Below are 19,482 nucleotides of genomic sequence, written 5' to 3'. Positions count from 1 at the left end.
TTCTAATTATATTAAAATTTTCTTTCTTTATTCGTCTTTTTTCTATTTATACCTTCTTTTCAAAATAAAAGAGGCTGGGACAAAACCCACCTCTGAAATGAAAAGCCGGTGAAATTTTACGATAAGTAAAATTTCACCGGCTTTGATTATTTTAAATAAAAAATAAGGACCACTTCTGATAAAATTAAGTCACCACAACAAAATTATACAGAAAGAAGGATCCTTATGTTTAAAGATTATAACATGAATCAACTCGTTTTGCCTTTAGATTTAGAAGTAAAATTACAAAATAATGATATTGCTTTCCATATCCATCATCTAGTTGAAAGTATCCCTCATGAAGCGTTCGAACCATTTCTACGAAATGAGGGGTGTCCTGCCTATCATCCACGTATGATGCTTAAAATTATCTTATGTGCCTATACACAATCTATCTTCTCAGGACGGAAAATTGAAGCCCTATTAAAAGACAGTATCCGAATGATGTGGCTAGCCCAAGGATATGAACCAAGCTACCGTACAATCAACCGATTCCGTATTCAACCAGAAGTGAAAGATTTAATTCGTCAATGTTTCGTTCAATTCCGTTGCCAATTGATTGAAGAAAAGCTTATTGATCAAGAAGCGATTTTTATCGATGGTACAAAAATTGAAGCAAATGCGAATAAATTTACGTTTGTTTGGAAGAAAACCATTGAAAAATATCACCAAAATTTAATTGAAAAGTCAAACCAGCTATACAATGAGCTACTAGAGAGTGAAATCATACCTGAAATTCAACGTGAAAGCGATAAACAGTTATCATTGGAAGAACTCGCTCAATTAGTTCAAAAAGTGGACGATGTCGTAACTGAATATGATAAACAAATTGAAACATCATCAGATGTTCTAGAACGAAAAGCCTTAAGAAATAAACGTAAATACCCGAAACAATTACGCAAGCAGTTGATTGATTTTGTCCTACGTAAACAAAAATACGAAAGAGACTTTGAAATCTTTGGTACACGCAATAGCTATTCTAAGACAGATTCAGATGCGACGTTTATGCGAATGAAAGATGATTATATGCAAAACGGACAATTAAAAGCTGGATATAATGTACAAATCGCAACGGAAGGTCAATATACGCTTGCCTATAGTATATATACAAATCCAACAGATACACGTACGTTAATTCCATTTCTAGATGAGATTGAGCAGCATTATTTTGAGTTACCAAAACACATTGTTGCAGATGCAGGTTACGGTAGTGAACAAAACTTTCATGATATCCTTTCGAATAGAAAACGAGAAGCACTTATTACGTATAGTATGTATTTGAAAGAACAAAAGAAAAAGTATAAACAAAACATATTTAATCCCGATAACTGGACGTATGATGAAGAAACCGATACATATACATGTCCTAATCAAAAACGTCTTGAATTTCAATATTATTCTGTCCGTAATGACCACACAGGCTTCCAACGGAAGCTCAAAATTTACGAGTGTGAAGACTGTTCGGGATGCCCATTCCGTTCATCGTGTACCAAAGCTAAAGAAGGCAACAATCGAAAATTAATGGTAAATGAAAAATGGGAACAGCAAAAAGAATATGTAAGAGCAAAGCTTTCAGAAGAGAAAACAAGTGCCATTTATCGAAGACGCAAAATCGATGTGGAACCAGTTTTTGGATTCTTGAAGGCTAATTTGCGTTTCACTCGATTTTCTGTACGAGGAAAATCGAAGGTAGAAAACGAAATGGGCCTCGCATTAATGGCTGTGAATTTAAGAAAATTCATGGCCATTAACTAAAGAAAAAAAGAATTTACATACAAAAATAGAGAAAGGTGAATTTGAGTTTCCTCAAATTCACCTTTCCCACTATTTGAAGCTAGTTATGTCCCAGCCTCTTAATTACATTATTTAAATACATCTCCGCCTCGAATATATTCCACATCACTTACTTGTAAACGGAAATTGACAACACGGGCCGCTGCAAAGAAATAATCCGATAATCGATTTAAATACTTTTGTACAACGGTAGGAACATCTTCTTTTTCGTTCATTAACGTCACTACTCTCCGCTCTGCACGACGTGTAACAGTACGAGCAATGTGAAGAGTTGCAGCTGCCGATGTTCCGCCTGGCAAAATAAATCTTTTTAATGGAGGTGCTTCATCAGATAAAGTATCAATACGTTTTTCTAGCACCTCAATGGATGATTCTTGTAGAGTATATTGTCGTTCCTTCATTACATTGGCCAAATCTCCGCCACAGTCAAATAATTCATGCTGAATCGTTTGTAAGTCTTCAATTAAATCTTGAAAAATCGTTGAGTCTAATTCCGTTATCGCTTTACCAATAAAAGAATTTAATTCATCAATAGTGCCATAAGCTTCTACACGTAAATCGTCCTTATTGACACGTCCGCCCATTAAGCTCGTTTTTCCTTTATCCCCTGTTTTCGTGTACAGTTTCATTGTAACGCCCCTCTTCGATAAATTTGAATTGCTTCCACTGTCGCTTCAAAAACGCCCCTCCCTATTACTTTACCAACTTCTGTAATAGGCCCACCATATTGCATATATTCTCCCTGCTGAGTCGCCGCAATAAGTAAGCTATCGGTCGGTGTACCTGTTGCCATCGTATTAGAAATGGTATCATACACCTTTTCATGATGTAATGCTTTCGTTTTCGCTTCTGTTGCAGTCATCATGCCTTGAACAAATGCTTCATCAGATAATTTTCCGTTAACAATTACCCACGTATTAATCGTTCCAACATGATTCTTATTATCCCTATCATATGAACGGGATACATCTATTGCGTTTCCAATTCCTGCTGTGACCATAACGATAACGCTTCCAAAAGGAGCTTCATATTGTTTTACAATAGCGTTTTTCGTATGAACTGCCGTCATCATGCCGACCGTATTCGTAGGGGAAAACCCTTCTTCTATTAAATATTGTAAAAACTCTTCTTTCACTTGATAAATATTATAATCTTGTTGAACAGTTCGATTAATAAAATTTGAATACCAACCTAATCCAGCATTATGAACTGCTGAAGATAAAACCCGTAAAGGAAAAGCAGATTTACATTCAACGTATTCATCTGTTATTTTTATATTCTCTACTGTAATTACCTTTTCCTTTGCAAGCTCGTTTAAATCAGGTAATATTGTCATTTGAGGTTTTGGTTGCTCCGGATGGGCTTGCATTGAAATTCTTGCTTTATATACATCCATTATTTGATCATCGATTAATACTTCATGGGGAACACCCTTTGCCCTTACTTTTCCATCCTCCATTAATAAAATTTCATCACAATATAGTGAAGCTAAATTAATATCATGAAAAACAGAAACAACCGTTAAGTCGTGATTCGTTACTTCCTTGCGAATCATATCTAATATTTGCTTTTGATGGGCAATATCTAAATGGTTTGTCGGTTCATCAAGTAAAAGTAAACTAGAACATTGGGCTAAAGCTTGAGCTATAAAAACCCGCTGTTGCTCTCCTCCCGATAAATATTCCAATTGAGCTTTTTCAAATTTCCTTACGCCTGTTTGTTCCATTGCATTAACAACTGCTTTTTCATCTTCTGTTTTCCAACTGGAAAAAAATGCAGACTGGTGAGGATAACGTCCTAGGGAAACGGTATCTCGAACCGTATTCGAAAAAGCTGTTGCATGTAGCTGTGGTAAAACCGTCATTTTTTTTGCTAATTGTTTCGGAGAGTAATCTTTAATTTCTTTACCATCAACATAAACAGTTCCCGTTGATGGTTTCATAATGCCGCTAATCACTTTTAATAAAGTGGATTTCCCACAACCATTTGGACCAAGAATACCTAACATTTTCCCTTTTTCCACTTCAAAGGAAATGTTCGAAAGTATTGGAGTTGAACCATAACCTCCAGAAATATTTTGGACCTTTAACATAACCTCACCCCCTACTTTTTCTTTGTTTATAAAATATAAATGAAAAAACAGGTGCCCCTATAAAGGCTGTAATTACACCTATCGGTAGTTCTGAAGGGGAAATAATCGTTCGGGAAACTAAATCACAAATAATTAATAGACTAGCTCCGTTAAAAAAGGACAAAACCAATAGATGACGGTGGTCTGCTCCCCATAGCATTCTTGTCATATGAGGCACAACTAAACCAACAAATCCGATTGTACCCGAAACAGCAACGGCTGCCCCTGTTAACATGGAACCTCCAGCTAGTATCGCATACTTACTTTTCTTTACATTTACCCCTAACGATTGGGCCCGTTCGTCTCCATACATCATGGCATTCAACTCTCTTCGGTTGAGCCATATAATAATTGTTCCAATAATAATAAAGGGTACAATCATTTGAACGTACGGCCATCCGCGCATGGAAACACTACCTAAAAGCCAACCCATAATTTCACGTAATTGTTCTCCTGTTAGGGCAATCATTAAAGAAATACAAGAACCTAAAAAGGAACTAAAAATGACCCCGGTTAAAATGAGCGTTTCCATTTTCATCGTTCGATCCACGAGTCGAGCAAAGGTTAAAACAAGAACCATTGTCAAAAAGGCACATATCATCCCTACAAAAGGTAACGAATATGAACCTATTATAGGAAGGGAAAGTCCAAAGAAAATTGTTGCTACCGCTCCAACAGATGCCCCCGAAGAAATACCTAATGTATAAGGGTCCGCCAGTGGATTTTTCAATAAGCCTTGAAACGCAGCTCCCGCAATCGCTAATGCGGCGCCTACTAAACCAGCTAAAACAACCCGGGGCATACGTATACTCCATAAAATGTTGTAGGCACTTTCATTCGTTTCTTTATCCCACAATGTTGAAAAGGGTACTTCTGCTGTTCCTATGGAGACACCTAACCAAATGCTAATTAATAATATTCCGATAGAGGAACTATAGGCGAAGAACATTTTTCTTTTCACACTGTTCCCTCATTCCTATTTTCTAGTAATCTATTTATCATAAATAATATTGTCATTGTTTCAATACCTCCCAAAAGGCAAAATAAAAAGTCTCTCAGTTTACGAGAGACTTTGAAAAATCGAAAAATAAACACTCCATCTTTACTGCCTCCCTTATCCTCGTAAGGTGCTATTCCTAACCATAAAGGCAGGTCTCCTGGCTCATGTTCATCGCAAACCTTCCCTTCCCATTACTTTTGTAACAGTGGACTGTAAGGCACGCTCCCATTTACAGTTGCGGGACAGCGTCGGAATTTCACCGACTTCCCTTTTACTCTTATAACAAAATCGCTATAAGAACCTTTATGTGTCATTATGAAGTTGTTCTTCCACATTATAACTTATAAAAAACAATTGTATAGAAAGATTTTAATAGAAAAAGGTAATTAAATAACTCTCCTATAAAGAATTATTTTTTGCCGTCTCTTGCAAAGCTGATTCGGCTAACTTTTTAATCGTTATATCATCCATAGGCGGATTATGTAGACCTGCACGAACATCTCGATAAAACCGTTGAAGAGGATTTGTCCGTTGCAAACTTTTTGCCCCAACTACTCGCATAGCCTTATCTACTACTTGGATTGCCCCATTCGTTACGACATGTTTTGCGACGTTTACAGCATTCATGATCGTTATTTTTTCCTCTTCCGTTACTCTTTTACCTTCTTTTTCTTTCCCTTTGAATTCTACATAACTTTGGGCAGCTCCATATAATGTAAAACGTGCCTTCGCTAATTCTAATTCGATTTCACCTAGTAAGGATTGAACGTTAGGTAAAGAAGCAATCGTTCCTTTTATACTGTTTGGAGAATGGGTATTGGCAAACTGAAGGGCATAATCCTGCGCCGCTTGAGCTATTCCTAAATAGGTTGCAGGAATAAGAAGTAACCAACCGTTCAACTTAAAACTAGCACTATTATTCGGTAACTCAACTAAGTCTGATTGATCAACATGGACATTTTCAAGGACTAAATCGTGACTAGCTGTACCTCGCATCGCCATCACATCCCACGTTTCTTCAATCGAAACACCGGAGTTATCTTTATGAATTAAAAAGAAGCCAATTTGTTCTTTTTCTTCAATCCATGCGGAAGTTAAGAAATAATCAAGGGCAAAGGATCCCGTTGTATAGCTTTTGCGCCCGTTAATTACCCAATGATTCCCTTCCCTTTTAGCCGATGTGCCCGGTCTTCCCCCTCGAATAGGACTACCTGTTGCAATTTCGCTTACTGCCCGATTAATAATAGCTCCTTTTTCTACTTCTTTTGCAAAAGCTGATAATTTTGATGGCTCCCAATATTGATTTTCATATAACTCTCCTACAGTTAATAGAGTCCAGCCTATAGCTAAAGCGGTACTACCATCATAACTCCCTAATGTTTCTTGGAGGAGAATCGAATCATAAACATTAAAACCTTCTCCCCCTAACTGTTTCGGTAAAGTTAATTTTGTATAGCCGATTTGACGTAATTGATGAATATGTTCAAGGGGAAATTGCGATTGTTCGTCGATTTGTTGAGCAGCCTTTTTAAATGGTTCCTCTAACGTTGCCAACTTTTCTATCCAAAAACGTTGCGGTTCTGTTTTTACAAACAATTGTTTCAAATGACCCATCTCCTAAAAAATTTATGTTATCCGTACCTTTCAATAAAATCATTTTACTTTTTAAGTTTTCCCTACGTCAATTCATAGTGCTCCGATATGAATTAAATCAATATTTCACCTTTTCGATTTATTTCTACCAATGCAAATAAAAAACCAGTCCCTTTTTGAACTGACCCAAAAAAGTTAGACATATTTTGTTAGGCGGCTTCCAAGACCTTTGTTCGGTATTCTACCGGGCTTAGGTCTTTTAATTTTGCCTTCATTCGTTTGTAATTATAGTACTCAATATATAACCTTAATTCTTCTTCAAAATGTTCGATACTATTAAACTCTTGCAAGTATAATAGTTCAGATTTTAAGATGCCAAAGAAACTCTCCATTGCTGCGTTATCAAGACAATTCCCTTTGCGGGACATACTTTGCTTGATACCGTGTTTTTGGAGTGTTTTCTGATATTGTTTCATCTGATAATGCCATCCTTGATCTGAATGTAGGATCACTTCATCTCCTATTTGAAGACGTGTTAACGCCTGATCAAGCATATCTGATACAAGTTTATATACAGGTCTTTTCATCAGTATATAAGCGATAATTTCACCATTACATAAATCCATCACAGGAGATAGGTAGCGTTTTTCACCAAATAAATGAAATTCTGTTACATCAGTTACCCACTTTTCATTCATTTTCTCTGCTTTGAAATCTCGTTCTAATAGATTTGGTGCAATTCGACCAACTTGTCCTTTATAAGAACGATATTTCTTCATTCTTACCAGACATTTTAATCCCAATTCATTCATGAAACGGTTGATTGTTTTTGGATCATGTTGGAATCCGTATTTTTTCAATTCACTCGCAATACGACGATAACCATAACGCCCCTTGTGTTCGTGATATATTGATTGAATTGCCTCCTTAACTTCGGCATATTTATCTTCACGATTCATTCGCTTTTCCCAATAATAATAAGTGCTTCGAGGAATATTTGCGACTTTAACTAATTCTACGACATCATAAATGTGCTTTAGTTCAAAAATTACTTGCGCTTTGATTTTATTTGTAATTTTTCCTGTCCCTGAACTAAAGCATTCAACTTTTTTAAATACGCATTCTCCATTTCTAGCTGTTTAATGCGTGCTTCAAGTGCCTCTACAGAACCATCAGCTGGAACCGATTTCGATGTCTTCTTGTTTAATTTATTCATGGATGGACGCCCCTTTTTCTTTGAATTGAGGGCATCAAATCCACCTGTTTCAAATTGATTACGCCATTTTCGAACTAATTTTGAAGATGAAATATTGAAAATAGCAGCTGCATCAATAGAGGACGTACCCGTTTCATTCATATAATTAAGTACATCCATTTTAAACTCTGCAGAGTAACTTGTATATGATTTCATAAAGGCTTCCACACCATGTTGTTCGTATAAACGAATCCAAGAAGTTAATTCAGATACGATTACACCTTCTTCTCTAGCAATTTGTTTTACACTTTCTTGTCCATTTACATAACGTAATAATATTCGTATTTTTTCATCTTTTGTAATTTTAGTCATAAAAAACACCCCGTAAAAGTTAGATTGGTGTCTAACTTTTACGGGGCATATCATTTGAGACTGGTTAATGATTTTACATTTTTTCAGGAGCGGCTACACCAATTAATTTTAATGCATTAGCCAATGTTACACGAACAGTGTTAATTAAAGAAAGACGTGCTTCTGTTAATTCTTTATTATCTGGATTTAGAACTTTTTCCGCATTATAGAAGCTGTGGAATGAAGCCGCTAAATCTTGTATAAAGTTTGCAATACGGTGAGGAGTACGATGTTTCGCAGCCTCTGCTACGATTTGTGGGAATGACCCAACTTTTTTCAATACCTCTTCTTCTTTTTCAGCAGTTAATAAGTTTAAGTAATCCAATGATGCAGCAAATCCTTGTTCTTGTGCAGAACGAAGAATCGAACAAATTCGAGCATGGGCATATTGAGCATAGTAAACTGGATTTTCATTTGATTGGGAAACAGCTAAATCTAAGTCAAAGTCCATATGGGAATCGCAGGCAGTTTTTACAAAGTAGTAACGTACTGCATCGATTCCTACTTCTTCAACTAATTCACGCATCGTTACTGCGTTACCTGTACGTTTACTCATTTTATATTTTTCGCCATTTTTATAAAGTTGAACCATTTGAATAACTTCAACTTCTAATTTCTCACGGTCATATCCAAGGGCTTGAATAGCTGCTTTCATACGTGGGATATAACCATGATGATCAGCACCCCAAATGTTTATTAATTTTTCGAAACCACGTTGAATTTTATCTTCATGATAAGCAATATCCGGCGTTAAATAAGTATAAGAACCATCTGATTTAATTAAAACACGGTCTTTATCATCTCCGAATGTTGTAGAACGGAACCAAGTAGCCCCTTCTTCTTCAAATACATGGCCGTTTTCTTTTAATTTATTTAATGCCACATCGATTTTGCCATTTTTGTATAAAGAAGTTTCAGAATACCAAACGTCAAAGTTTACACGGAAGTTTGCTAAATCATTTTTTAATTTATCTAATTCTAGTTTTAAGCCGTGCTCACGGAAAAATTCAAAACGATCTTCATCGGATTTATCTAAAATAGTACGACCGAATTCATTTACTAATTTACCTGCAATATCAATAATATCTTGGCCATGGTAACCATCTTCTGGCATTTGAGCATCCATACCTAACGCTTGTTTATAGCGAGCTTCTAAAGAATAGGCCAAGTTGTTAATTTGATTCCCTGCATCATTAATATAGTACTCACGGGAAACATCGTAGCCTGCAAAATCTAACACATTACATAATGAGTCACCAAATGCTGCTCCGCGGGCATGACCTAAATGAAGATCTCCTGTTGGGTTAGCAGATACAAACTCTACTTGAATTTTTTGTCCGTTTCCAGTGGTAGTGCGACCGTAATTTTCCCCTTGCTCTTTTACGGCTTTTACTACATCTGCAAGAAAATCTTTACGAACTGTAATGTTGATAAACCCTGGTCCAGCAATTTCCACCTTTTCAATGTCTGTACCTTCTGTTACAAGGTTTTCTAAAATCGCTTCAGCAATAGCGCGAGGTGGTTTTTTTGCTAATTTTGTTAATTGCATCGCTAAGTTAGTGGCAAAATCACCATTTGCCTTATCTTTAGGCGTCTCAAGATGAATAGCATATTGTGCCCCTTCTTCAACTAAGCCTGATTTTTCCACAGCTACTTTTAAAACTTCTTTAATTGACTGTTGCAATTGTTCTACTGCATTCATTTTTGTCCCTCCGAATATTGAATTTCCAACGTATATTTTCCAACGGATTGCCCGCTAATGATGAGATCATATTGAACATTAAATGTTCCACTAATTAAACTTTCTTCATGATATTCATGGGCCAATTGATGGGTTCTAGTAATGATAGGTAATGTCCCAAATTGGGTATCATAATGGCCTCTTTCATCTTGACTAGCATTAAAGGGTAGTCTCATTTTTACTCCACCACTACGTAAAATAAGAGCTTGCTTATCGCCAAGTTTAACCGTTGTACGAATCTTTTTTTCTTCCAATTCTTCCACATAACGTAAATAGGTCTTACCTGATTTTTTTATAAAAGTTCCACTTAACCACATTTCATATTTTTCAGACTCTCCATCTGTCGGTATAATAGTGGAATTTAGTTTAATTTTAACATCTGTTTCTACTACACTCATTTCTGAGGTCAGCTCCTCGGGCTTTCATTTACTTATATAGATAACCTTTTTATTATAGGATGAATTAATGATTTTTATCAAGATGAAACTCGTGAATATGGAAAAAAGCATGGAAAACGTAATCGTCCCCCATGCCCTCTTCATAATTAGCATTTCCTAATTATTCCTTACTTTATCCAACCTAAAATCATTTCCCGTAATAGCTTCGAAGCAGTGTTGGCAGTCATTTCTGATGAATCGTAAATTGGTGCCACTTCAACTAAATCACAACCAACTACATTAACTTCACTACCAGCAATTGCATGAATGGAAGCTAACAATTCTTTTGATGTTATACCACCACAATCCACCGTTCCAGTACCTGGTGCGTGGGCCGGATCTAAAACATCAATATCAATCGTTACATATACGTTGCGTCCAGCTAAAGTAGGTAACACTTCTTTTAATGGCTCTAACACTTCAAATTTAGAAATGTGCATACCATTTTCTTTTGCCCACTCAAACTCTTCTTTTAAACCTGAGCGAATTCCAAAGGAATAAACATTTTTCGGACCAATTTGTTCTGCGATTTTTCGAATAGGTGTCGCATGGGAATAAGGCTCCCCTTCATAATCAGTACGAAGATCCGTATGGGCATCAAAATGAATAATTGCTAAATCGTTATATTTTTCATAAACAGCTTCCATAACCGGTAGAGATACTAAATGTTCCCCTCCCATACCGATTGGAACTTTTCCATCAGCTAACACTTTTCTTACGAAATCTTTAATTTCTTTTAAAGATTTTTCAGCATTTCCGAATGGTAAAGGAATGTCCCCAGCATCGAAGAATTTTACTTCATCTAACTCTCGATCTAAATATAAACTATACTCCTCTAATCCAATAGATACTTCTCGAATACGAGCCGGACCAAAACGCGAACCTGGACGATAACTTACAGTCCAGTCCATTGGCATTCCATAAAGGACTGCTTTCGACTCTTCATAATTTGGATGACTTTTAATAAATACATTTCCTGAATATGTTTCATCAAATCTCATTTATAATCACCTTCATATAGTTATTTTCAATGACAAAATTGAATTTATCATATTTTGTTTACTAATGTTAACTCTAGCTTCCTATTAAATCATTTTTACTATAAATTACCTTCATTAAACGAAGTTTTGATTTTTAAAAACTACCAGAAAATTCCGATTAACGTACTGTTCGAAACTTTATTCGACTTTTTTCGTATAATTTTTACATACAGAAAAAAAGTATAGATGTTTTTCGATAACTTGCAACAGTTTTTTTATGTATAAATTCGATTAAAGGTAAATAATCACGTCCATACTAACTTTAGCTAAAAAGATTTGAGGTGAAATACGGATGAAAAGACAAAGCTATAGACGAAAGTTAAAACGTCAAAAATGGGTGAAGTATTCTGCTTTTTCTATTGTAGCGCTCATATGTGCGGTAGGTATATCTCTGCTTACATTACGAATTTATGCTCAAATCGCTGGTGCTCCCCCACTAACCGTTCCTAAAACATCCGTGTTTTTAGATAGTAATGGTAACAAAATTGGAGACTATTTAACTGCTGAAAGACGCTATTGGGTTGAATTAGATGAAATTTCACCCTATTTAATCGATGCGACCATAGCAGTTGAAGATAAAGATTTTTATGAACATAACGGGTTTGATTATTCTCGAATTGCTAGTGCGTTACTAAAAGATTTAAAGACCCAAAGTATGGCAGAAGGTGCTAGTACCCTTACAATGCAATTGGCCCGTAATTTATATTTAACCCTCGATAAGACATGGACAAGAAAACTACAAGAAGCTCTTTATGCATATAGATTAGAAATTTTCTATGACAAAGATGAAATTTTAGAGGGCTATTTAAATACCGTAAACTATGGCCACGGTATGTATGGCATAGAAGCAGCCAGCAAATATTATTTTGGAAAATCTGCAAGTGAATTAACTTTAGCTGAAGCTTCTTTATTAGCAGGTATTCCTAAAGGACCAAGCATTTACTCCCCAATTAATGATTATGAAAAAGCGATGGATCGCCAACAAATCATTTTAAAATTAATGGAAGATCAACAATACATTACAGCGGATGAAAGAAAACGGGCAAATTCAGAGGAAATTGTCTTAAAAAATGATCAATGGACTGCTTCTAATTCTGTCGCTCCTTACTTTTTGGATACGGTTTGGCAAGAAGCTAGTGAAATATTAGAAAAAGAAAATCTCAACATCGTTGAAGGCGGTTGGACTATTAAAACAACGTTGAATCAAGCCCACCAAAAGGCTGCTGAAGAAGCAATCGCCGACAACATGCCTGACAGTGATTTACAAGTTGGTTTTGTCAGCATGGATGTTGAGACAGGACACGTTACTGCTTTAGTAGGTGGAAGAAATTATGAAGAAAGTTCCTTTAATCGAGTTACTCAAGCAGTACGTCAGCCTGGTTCTTCCATTAAACCAATTTTATATGCAGCTGCATTAGAAAATGGATTTACTCCTTTAACCTTTTTAGATGTAGGAGAGACGGTTTTCACTTATGATAATGGTCGGGCAACTTATAAACCGCAAAATGTTAATGGTGAATTTGCAGATGGTGAAATGACGTTAGCCCAAGCTATTGCTATTTCTGATAATATTTACGCTGTTAAAACATTAGAGAAAATTGGCTATGAAAAGTACGAGGATATGTTAAAACGTTTCAATTTAAACTATTCCAATGCTAACAATCCATCCATTGCCCTTGGAACGATTGAAACATCTCTATATGATTTAACAAATGCCTATAACACGATTGCAAATCAAGGTAAACAAACGAAGCCTACAACGATCTTAGAAATTAAAAATTCAAAAGGTGAAACGGTTTATAAATATAAAAAACCAAAAGCGGAACAAGTCATTTCCGAAGAGGATGCTTATTTATTAACCGATATGATGACAGGGATTTTTGATCCTGTTTATAGTGACTACTCTCCAGCTACCGGTGTTTCTTTACGGCCGCGTATGACACATACTTACGCAGCAAAATCAGGTACAACTGTCAGCGATCAATGGTTAGTCGGTTATACACCAAGTTATACTGCAGGTGTATGGAATGGGTACGATCAAGGAAAAACCCTTTCTGTCCAACAAGATATGGCTGCTTCGAAGCAAGTTTGGATAGACTTTATGGAAACAATCAATAAAGATAAACAAAATGAAAATTTCGAAGCGCCAGAAGGTGTAGAAGGAGTTCTCATTGATATTGAGACTGGGAAATTAGCAACGGATGCTTGTCCAAAACAAAGAATGGTCTACTTAAAGAAAGAAGATGTGCCAACGGAAAAATGTTCATCGTCGGATTTCTTTGATGATGATTCTTGGAATAACTTTTTAGATCTATTCCCATTCGAAGCATTTAAAGATTTCTTTAACTAAAATATTATATTCAACAAAAAAGCTCTCTCTTATTCGGAATGATTTCCGACACTAAGAGAGAGCTTTTTTTTTGGCAAATCGAAAGCTTGAGATTCATGGGGCATTCGGCTTGGGATTGTACAAATGCCGCATAAGTCTCAAGCAAATCGGGTTGCCAAGTGTCCTAGCTTACTATTGCAAGCTTAGTTTCAGTGTACTTTTTTTCAAACTTACTTTCAATAACGGATTAAAACAGAAAACTATTTTTCACAAATTGTTCAAATTCTTTTATGGCGTATTTCAAAAAAGTATTGACATTTTAAATGATTCGTTTTAATTCTGAAATATTTTCTCAAAAAAATATACTATATAAAATTATTCTTAAACCGTTAAATCCTTTCGAAGTTGTTCTTCACTATTTTCCCACATTTCAATGTTATGGGACTTTAAAAATTCAGCAAGAACTTTTTTCGATTCATCATCCATATGATCCACAATAATTTTACGTTTCATCGATTTATCCATTTTATTTACGTGATCAGCTAATATTTTATAACCTCGTCTTTTTTCACGGTTTACAACCATTTCACAGGCAGTTACTCCTGCAAAATAAGGGCCAACTTCTCTAAAATCAATCGTTACCCAAACTAACCAATAAGGTTTACCGCCAGCAGAGTCCTCACGATTCGTTGTGAATTTAATACCACGCTCTACATCGCTCTTCGCATGCATCGCACCAATATCAATAAATGCTTGTTTTTCTTCTATATCAATAATCACTGGCGATACATTTTCTAAAGACAACGATCCGATACCAAACCCTTTATGACCGTCTGTTGGATCATTTTTAATAATTGTAAAGCCTAATTTTTGCTTTGGTGTTTCTCCATTTGCCATTGTAAATCCCTCCGTATAAGCCTATTATAATGAATATACACTACTTTTATCCACTTGGGAGGATGTAATATGCCAATTGTAACTGTAAAATTATTAGAAGGTCGTACTGACGAACAAAAAAAAGCTTTAGTAGAAAAAGTAACGGAAGCTATTGTTGAAACAGTAAACGCGAAACCAGAAGCTGTCACAATCGTGCTTGAAGAAATGTCTAAAAACCACTACGCTACTGGTGGCGTAAGAGCTATTGATAAATAAAATAAACGAACAAAAAGCATCTTAAAGTCATTAGGAACCTCAACTTTAAGATGCTTTTCATTTTTAACTAAATAACACTTTCTGCAACTCTTTTTTAAGCTCCGAATCAACCGATGGGTTCTGTAAAATTTCTTTTGGATAGTACACTTTATGATCCGTTTTAATACGACCAGCAATTGAATCCACGATTAAAGACTCTTGAGATAACTCACGAATCTCACCATTAGGCATCAATAAGAAAATTGGAAGTCTTGTAGTTTCTTTACCTGGACGATAGAAATCATAAGGTAAATCTGATGTACAGTCATGGTAAAAATAATACTCTGTATTAACTCCTGCCGCCTCTAGTAGCTCTTTCAAACGACGAAAACGTTCAGGTTCTTCCTCTGGATTTAAATTAACATATCCCAACAGTTTACGATTCATAAAACGAGTGCACAAATCGCTTAAAATCGAATCTTGTTCCTTTGTCCAATATTGGAAGTAGGTTAATAAAATATATTCATCTAATGCTAAATAATCGTCTAAGTTTATATTATTCTCGAAAAATGCTTTAAAATGAACTGGCTCTACTATAAAAGGATAGTTTTCCTCATTTAATTGCTTCACTCTTTTTAATATATTATTCAATAAAACTTCTGCACTTCTTGAAACTGGATGGAAATAGACTTGTAGATACATTTGATAACGGGACATAATATAATCTTCCACTGCATGCATCCCACTCGATTTAATTAAAACTTGTCCATTCCGTGGTCTCATCACCCTTAAAATACGTTCCATATCAAAATGACCATAACTTACACCTGTATAATAAGCATCCCGCTGTAAATAATCCATCCGGTCCGCATCGATTTGACTAGAAATTAGACTCACTACAAGTTCATTTGGATACTTTTTCTCGATTACTTGGGCGACCATTTCAGGGAATTGTTCTGAAACTCTTTTTAGTACGCCATTTACCTCTGTTTCTCCAAGTAAAATTTGTCTTGTGAAATATTCATGATCTGTCTGGAATACATTTTCAAAAGCATGAGAAAACGGCCCATGTCCTAAATCATGCAATAATGCCGCACAAAGAATGAGTAATCGTTCCCCTTCATCCCATTCAGGTCGTCCACGGAATATATCATCCGTAATACGCCGTACAATTTCGTAAACTCCAAGGGAATGATTAAAACGACTATGCTCAGCTCCATGGAACACTAAATAGGTCGTTCCTAATTGTCGTATTCTACGCAACCTTTGAAATTCCTTTGTACCGATTAAATCCCAAATAACCTGATCACGTACATGAACGTAACGGTGCACAGGATCTTTGAATACTTTTTCTTCTAGCAATTTAGCATTTGCATAATTTTCCATAGACCGCACCTCACTCCCAGTTTTGTTAATACTATTATATGTGAGTTTTGAAGGAAATACATCAAACTCCTGTTAAAATGACTCGTAAATAGTAAAAAAGCTATCTTCTATTCGTTAGAAGATAGCACCCTATTATGCTCATTTAAGTTTTGCTTTCACTTTTTCCATCAATTCTTCTTCAGTAAGTGCTGCAACCGGTCTACCATTTACAAAAGTAAAGGTTTTTTTTCGACCAGGGCCACAATATGAATGACAGCCAATTTCAATCGTTGCATCTGGATCAATATCTTTTAATTTAGGAATTAACGTTTTTAAATTAACGGCCTGACATTCATCGCAAACACGAAATTCGTTTGCCATCTTGTCTACAACCCTTTCTTTTTGTATGTTTTATATACTTACACTATTCGTTTTTCGAAAAAAATAATCTAACAGATATTTTAGCCTAACAAATCATACCTCTTCAAGTCAAAACTTTACATATCAGTCAAAGGTCTTAAAATACCATTGGCTATCAAAATCTTTTTTCCCCATTCTAACCAAACTCTACCTTCAAAATCCTATTGTTCGATAGGCCAATACATATTATTTCCTATAAATATAAAAATAATTGAATAAAATTGGAACATCTTGGACACGATAAGTTTTGAACTAACAAAACTATGAACTTTACAGGAGGTTAAAAAAATGGTGAAAGTTAGACAGGATGCTTGGCTAAAAGAAAATGATGAACTATTAGCTGAAGCAGTATTACGACATGTAAAAGAAGGTAGTACACAATTAAACGCCTTCGAGGAAGCAGGTGATGCATTAAATCGAACAGCAGCTGCATGTGGTTTCCGTTGGAATGCTGTCGTTCGTCGTCTATATGAAAAAGAACTTGCTGAAGCAAAAAAAGAAAGAAAAGAGAGAATGCGAGTATTAGGAATGAATGGTAGACGCCGTTCACAAGGTGTTTATTTACTACCAAGTTCTCAAAATAGCGAAGAAGTAAAATCAATTCCGTTATCCGCATTAAATCTCGATATTGTCATTGCCTATTTATTGCGTTTACAGCATCAAACTGGGAATGACAATGAAGCTACTAAATGGCGTCATATTGCCAATACAGCAACCGAAAAAATTAAAGAATTAGAAAATCAATTAAAACGACTAGAACAAGAGAATAAAGAAATTCGTGAAGATTACGAGCAATTCGTTCAAATCATGAATCGCGCTCGTAGATTAGTAACACTAGAAGAAGATGAACCACGTGTTGCTCCAGTATTTAAAATGGAGAAAAACGGAAATTTAGTTGCAAACTATTCAAATAGTAGTAGTGAAAAAGAAAATGTGGACGTGCCAAATTAACGGCGCATCCACGTTTTTTTATTTTTTATTTAACATTTTTTCATTCCGTTCAAAAACTCGTTTCAAATAAAAGGAATATAGTTCCATTTCTTCTTCATTTAAAGAGGATAAGTGAGTTTCATTGCTTAGTTGCTGCAACACATTTTGAATACGGAAAACCGTATCTTGAACTGTGATTCTTTTATTTAATAATTCACTTAAACTAGCCATTACTTCTGGTTGTATCGTTGGATAAGCAAATTTTGTTTTTTCCTTTTTTAAACTGATATCATAAAAATCTTTAATCAATTTTGCCCGATTACTGCCACTACCTTCGATACATAAATAAATTTGCACAGCAACTCCTTGTCTTAATCGACGTTGGGAAATACCTGCAAATTTCTTTCCATCTATACTTAAATCATAGGATCCTGGACAGTAAGAACCGATAATTTCATAAGCTTCTATTTTTTCAGCGGCTTCAGGAAATAGTAATTTGATGAAGTCTACCATCATGTCATATCCAGAATTAATATGGATTGTTCCAGCCTGTTCTGACATAATAATAGAAATGTTTAATACTCCACTATCTAATAAAACTGCAAGACCACCAGAGTTGCGGACAATTGCTCGATATCCATTATTATTTAATAATTGAATACCTTCTTGAATGAATGGTAATCGATGATCTTGAATACCAAGAACAACTGTCTGATCATGAACCCATGTACGAACTGTTGGACTTGATTGTAATTGTCCTACAAGTTGACAAAGGGTATCATCCATCGCAAAGGATTCGAGGGGTGTTCGATTTTTCATTATAAGAGACTGGTCTATAAACCGCCATGTTTGTTGTTGTAATAACGGATGCATATTCAATTACTCCTTAAGAAAAACAATTTACTGTAAATTAAGCATACATGAAAACATCTCTTAATCAATGTTTTCTTCTTGTTTTTATTTCATTAATAAGGAAGATGAATGATTTAAACGTCTTTTGAACGTGTCTGATTGTTTATACTAATGACGAATTCGTGACATCCAACAAAATCCCTTTCTTCTAACAAGGAATTATTTTAAATTTATGCTAAGATAATTGTGAATGATTATCAATTAAGGAGTGTTTACTAATGAACGAAGCAGCAATTACATTAGATGGCTGGTATTGCCTACATGATTTTCGTGCGATTGATTGGGCATCTTGGAAATTAGTTTCTGCAGAAGAACGTACAAAAGCAGTAGATGAATTTGTACAATATTTAGAAAAACTTAACGAAGCCCATGTAGCAAAAACTGGCTCCCATGCATTTTATTCAATTATCGGGCAAAAAGCAGATTTTATGTTAATGATTCTTCGCGAAACACCTGAAGAACTTCAAGAATTGGAAGCAGAATTTAATAAATTAGCAATCGCTGATTTTACGATTCCAACTTATTCTTATGTTTCTGTAGTGGAACTTTCTAACTATTTAGCTAAGGATTCTGACGAAGATCCTTATCAAAATCCACATGTTCGTGCCCGTTTATACCCTGAGCTTCCACGTACTAAGTATGTTTGCTTCTACCCAATGGACAAACGTCGTGAGGGTAATGATAACTGGTATATGCTAAACATGGAAGAACGTCGTGAATTAATGCGTTCCCACGGTTTAATTGGCCGTAGCTATGCAGGAAAAGTTAAACAATACATTACTGGTTCAGTTGGTTTAGATGACCACGAATGGGGTGTCACTTTATTCTCTGATGACATGCTTCAATTTAAAAAGATCGTTTACGAAATGCGTTTCGATGAAGTATCAGCACGTTATGGAGAATTTGGTGAATTCTTAGTCGGCAACTTGTTAGATAACGATAAATTAGTTCAATTTTTAACAGTTAACAAGTAATTAGTAAGCGTATACTTTCCATCATAAAAAACGAGACGTG

17 protein-coding genes and 1 riboswitch are annotated in these 19,482 nt (G+C 35.4%); of the genes, 5 read left to right on the top strand and 12 right to left on the bottom strand.

All coding sequences use genetic code 11. From position 1 onward, the window contains the following. Window positions 1-225 precede the first annotated feature (225 nt). Window positions 226-1,794 (top strand): IS1182 family transposase, encoded by a 1,569-nt coding sequence (locus tag MHH69_RS03755; RefSeq protein ID WP_341361769.1) that lies wholly within the window; start codon window positions 226-228, stop codon window positions 1,792-1,794. Window positions 1,795-1,901: 107 nt separating this feature from the next. Here the strand turns inward: MHH69_RS03755 and MHH69_RS03750 are convergent, their stop codons facing one another. From MHH69_RS03750 to speB, 8 genes are all read right to left on the bottom strand, one after another. Next, complete coding sequence (locus MHH69_RS03750; RefSeq protein ID WP_122971422.1) at window positions 1,902-2,462, bottom strand: cob(I)yrinic acid a,c-diamide adenosyltransferase; 561 nt, start codon at window positions 2,460-2,462, stop codon at window positions 1,902-1,904. Then, complete coding sequence (locus tag MHH69_RS03745) at window positions 2,459-3,925, bottom strand: adenosylcobinamide amidohydrolase (RefSeq protein WP_341361768.1); 1,467 nt, start codon at window positions 3,923-3,925, stop codon at window positions 2,459-2,461. The genes MHH69_RS03750 and MHH69_RS03745 overlap by 4 nt, the downstream gene beginning before the upstream one ends. A gap of 4 nt (window positions 3,926-3,929) precedes the next feature. Beyond that, complete coding sequence (locus MHH69_RS03740; protein WP_122971486.1) at window positions 3,930-4,913, bottom strand: FecCD family ABC transporter permease; 984 nt, start codon at window positions 4,911-4,913, stop codon at window positions 3,930-3,932. A gap of 181 nt (window positions 4,914-5,094) precedes the next feature. After that, window positions 5,095-5,284, bottom strand: a riboswitch (cobalamin riboswitch). 79 nt (window positions 5,285-5,363) lie between these two features. Further along, window positions 5,364-6,569 (bottom strand): acyl-CoA dehydrogenase family protein, encoded by a 1,206-nt coding sequence (locus MHH69_RS03735; RefSeq protein WP_341361767.1) that lies wholly within the window; start codon window positions 6,567-6,569, stop codon window positions 5,364-5,366. 197 nt (window positions 6,570-6,766) lie between these two features. Further along, window positions 6,767-8,124 (bottom strand): IS3 family transposase gene (locus tag MHH69_RS03730; RefSeq protein ID WP_341361539.1). Its coding sequence is split into 2 segments (ribosomal slippage): window positions 6,767-7,671 and window positions 7,671-8,124, totalling 1,359 coding nucleotides; the frame shifts between segments, so codons are not numbered across the junction. A gap of 73 nt (window positions 8,125-8,197) precedes the next feature. Then, window positions 8,198-9,865, bottom strand: a complete 1,668-nt coding sequence (gene argS, locus MHH69_RS03725; protein WP_341361766.1) for an arginine--tRNA ligase — start codon at window positions 9,863-9,865, stop codon at window positions 8,198-8,200. Then, entirely contained in the window at window positions 9,862-10,302 is a 441-nt protein-coding gene (locus MHH69_RS03720) for a DUF1934 domain-containing protein (RefSeq protein ID WP_122972419.1), read from the bottom strand. Before MHH69_RS03720 ends, argS begins: the two co-directional genes overlap by 4 nt. A gap of 167 nt (window positions 10,303-10,469) precedes the next feature. After that, window positions 10,470-11,342 carry an agmatinase gene (gene speB / locus MHH69_RS03715; RefSeq protein WP_122972420.1) on the bottom strand — a complete coding sequence of 291 codons (873 nt, stop codon included), beginning with the start codon at window positions 11,340-11,342 and terminating at the stop codon, window positions 10,470-10,472. A gap of 331 nt (window positions 11,343-11,673) precedes the next feature. On the opposite strand from speB, the gene MHH69_RS03710 reads away from it, so the two are divergent. Next, window positions 11,674-13,731 (top strand): transglycosylase domain-containing protein, encoded by a 2,058-nt coding sequence (locus MHH69_RS03710; RefSeq protein ID WP_122972421.1) that lies wholly within the window; start codon window positions 11,674-11,676, stop codon window positions 13,729-13,731. Between the two features lie 360 nt (window positions 13,732-14,091). Here MHH69_RS03710 and MHH69_RS03705 read toward each other — a convergent pair whose 3' ends face one another. Next, entirely contained in the window at window positions 14,092-14,607 is a 516-nt protein-coding gene (locus tag MHH69_RS03705) for a YwhD family protein (protein WP_122972422.1), read from the bottom strand. Window positions 14,608-14,676: 69 nt separating this feature from the next. On the opposite strand from MHH69_RS03705, the gene MHH69_RS03700 reads away from it, so the two are divergent. Continuing rightward, the gene (locus MHH69_RS03700; RefSeq protein WP_122972423.1) at window positions 14,677-14,862 is read left to right on the top strand and encodes a 2-hydroxymuconate tautomerase; all 186 of its coding nucleotides are present in this window, start codon (window positions 14,677-14,679) and stop codon (window positions 14,860-14,862) included. 63 nt (window positions 14,863-14,925) lie between these two features. Here the strand turns inward: MHH69_RS03700 and MHH69_RS03695 are convergent, their stop codons facing one another. Together MHH69_RS03695 and MHH69_RS03690 are read right to left on the bottom strand one after the other, a co-directional pair. Then, the gene (locus MHH69_RS03695; RefSeq protein ID WP_122972424.1) at window positions 14,926-16,227 is read right to left on the bottom strand and encodes an HD domain-containing protein; all 1,302 of its coding nucleotides are present in this window, start codon (window positions 16,225-16,227) and stop codon (window positions 14,926-14,928) included. Window positions 16,228-16,365: 138 nt separating this feature from the next. Further along, window positions 16,366-16,587, bottom strand: coding sequence for a DUF1450 domain-containing protein (locus tag MHH69_RS03690; protein ID WP_122972425.1), 222 nt, complete (start codon window positions 16,585-16,587; stop codon window positions 16,366-16,368). A gap of 327 nt (window positions 16,588-16,914) precedes the next feature. On the opposite strand from MHH69_RS03690, the gene MHH69_RS03685 reads away from it, so the two are divergent. After that, a complete protein-coding gene (locus MHH69_RS03685) occupies window positions 16,915-17,577 on the top strand; it encodes an RsfA family transcriptional regulator (protein WP_341361765.1) in 663 nt (220 codons plus the stop codon). Between the two features lie 18 nt (window positions 17,578-17,595). Here MHH69_RS03685 and MHH69_RS03680 read toward each other — a convergent pair whose 3' ends face one another. Further along, the gene (locus tag MHH69_RS03680) at window positions 17,596-18,429 is read right to left on the bottom strand and encodes a lipoate--protein ligase family protein (RefSeq protein ID WP_341361764.1); all 834 of its coding nucleotides are present in this window, start codon (window positions 18,427-18,429) and stop codon (window positions 17,596-17,598) included. A gap of 257 nt (window positions 18,430-18,686) precedes the next feature. On the opposite strand from MHH69_RS03680, the gene hemQ reads away from it, so the two are divergent. Further along, window positions 18,687-19,442 (top strand): hydrogen peroxide-dependent heme synthase, encoded by a 756-nt coding sequence (hemQ, locus tag MHH69_RS03675; protein WP_122972428.1) that lies wholly within the window; start codon window positions 18,687-18,689, stop codon window positions 19,440-19,442. Window positions 19,443-19,482: the final 40 nt, after the last annotated feature.

The sequence above is a fragment of the Ureibacillus sp. FSL E2-3493 genome (assembly GCF_038077515.1).
GTDB classification, from domain to species: Bacteria; Bacillota; Bacilli; order Bacillales_A; family Planococcaceae; genus Ureibacillus; species Ureibacillus halotolerans.
Note: the sequence above shows the minus strand (reverse complement) of the source record. Positions and strands in the feature narration are given on the sequence as shown.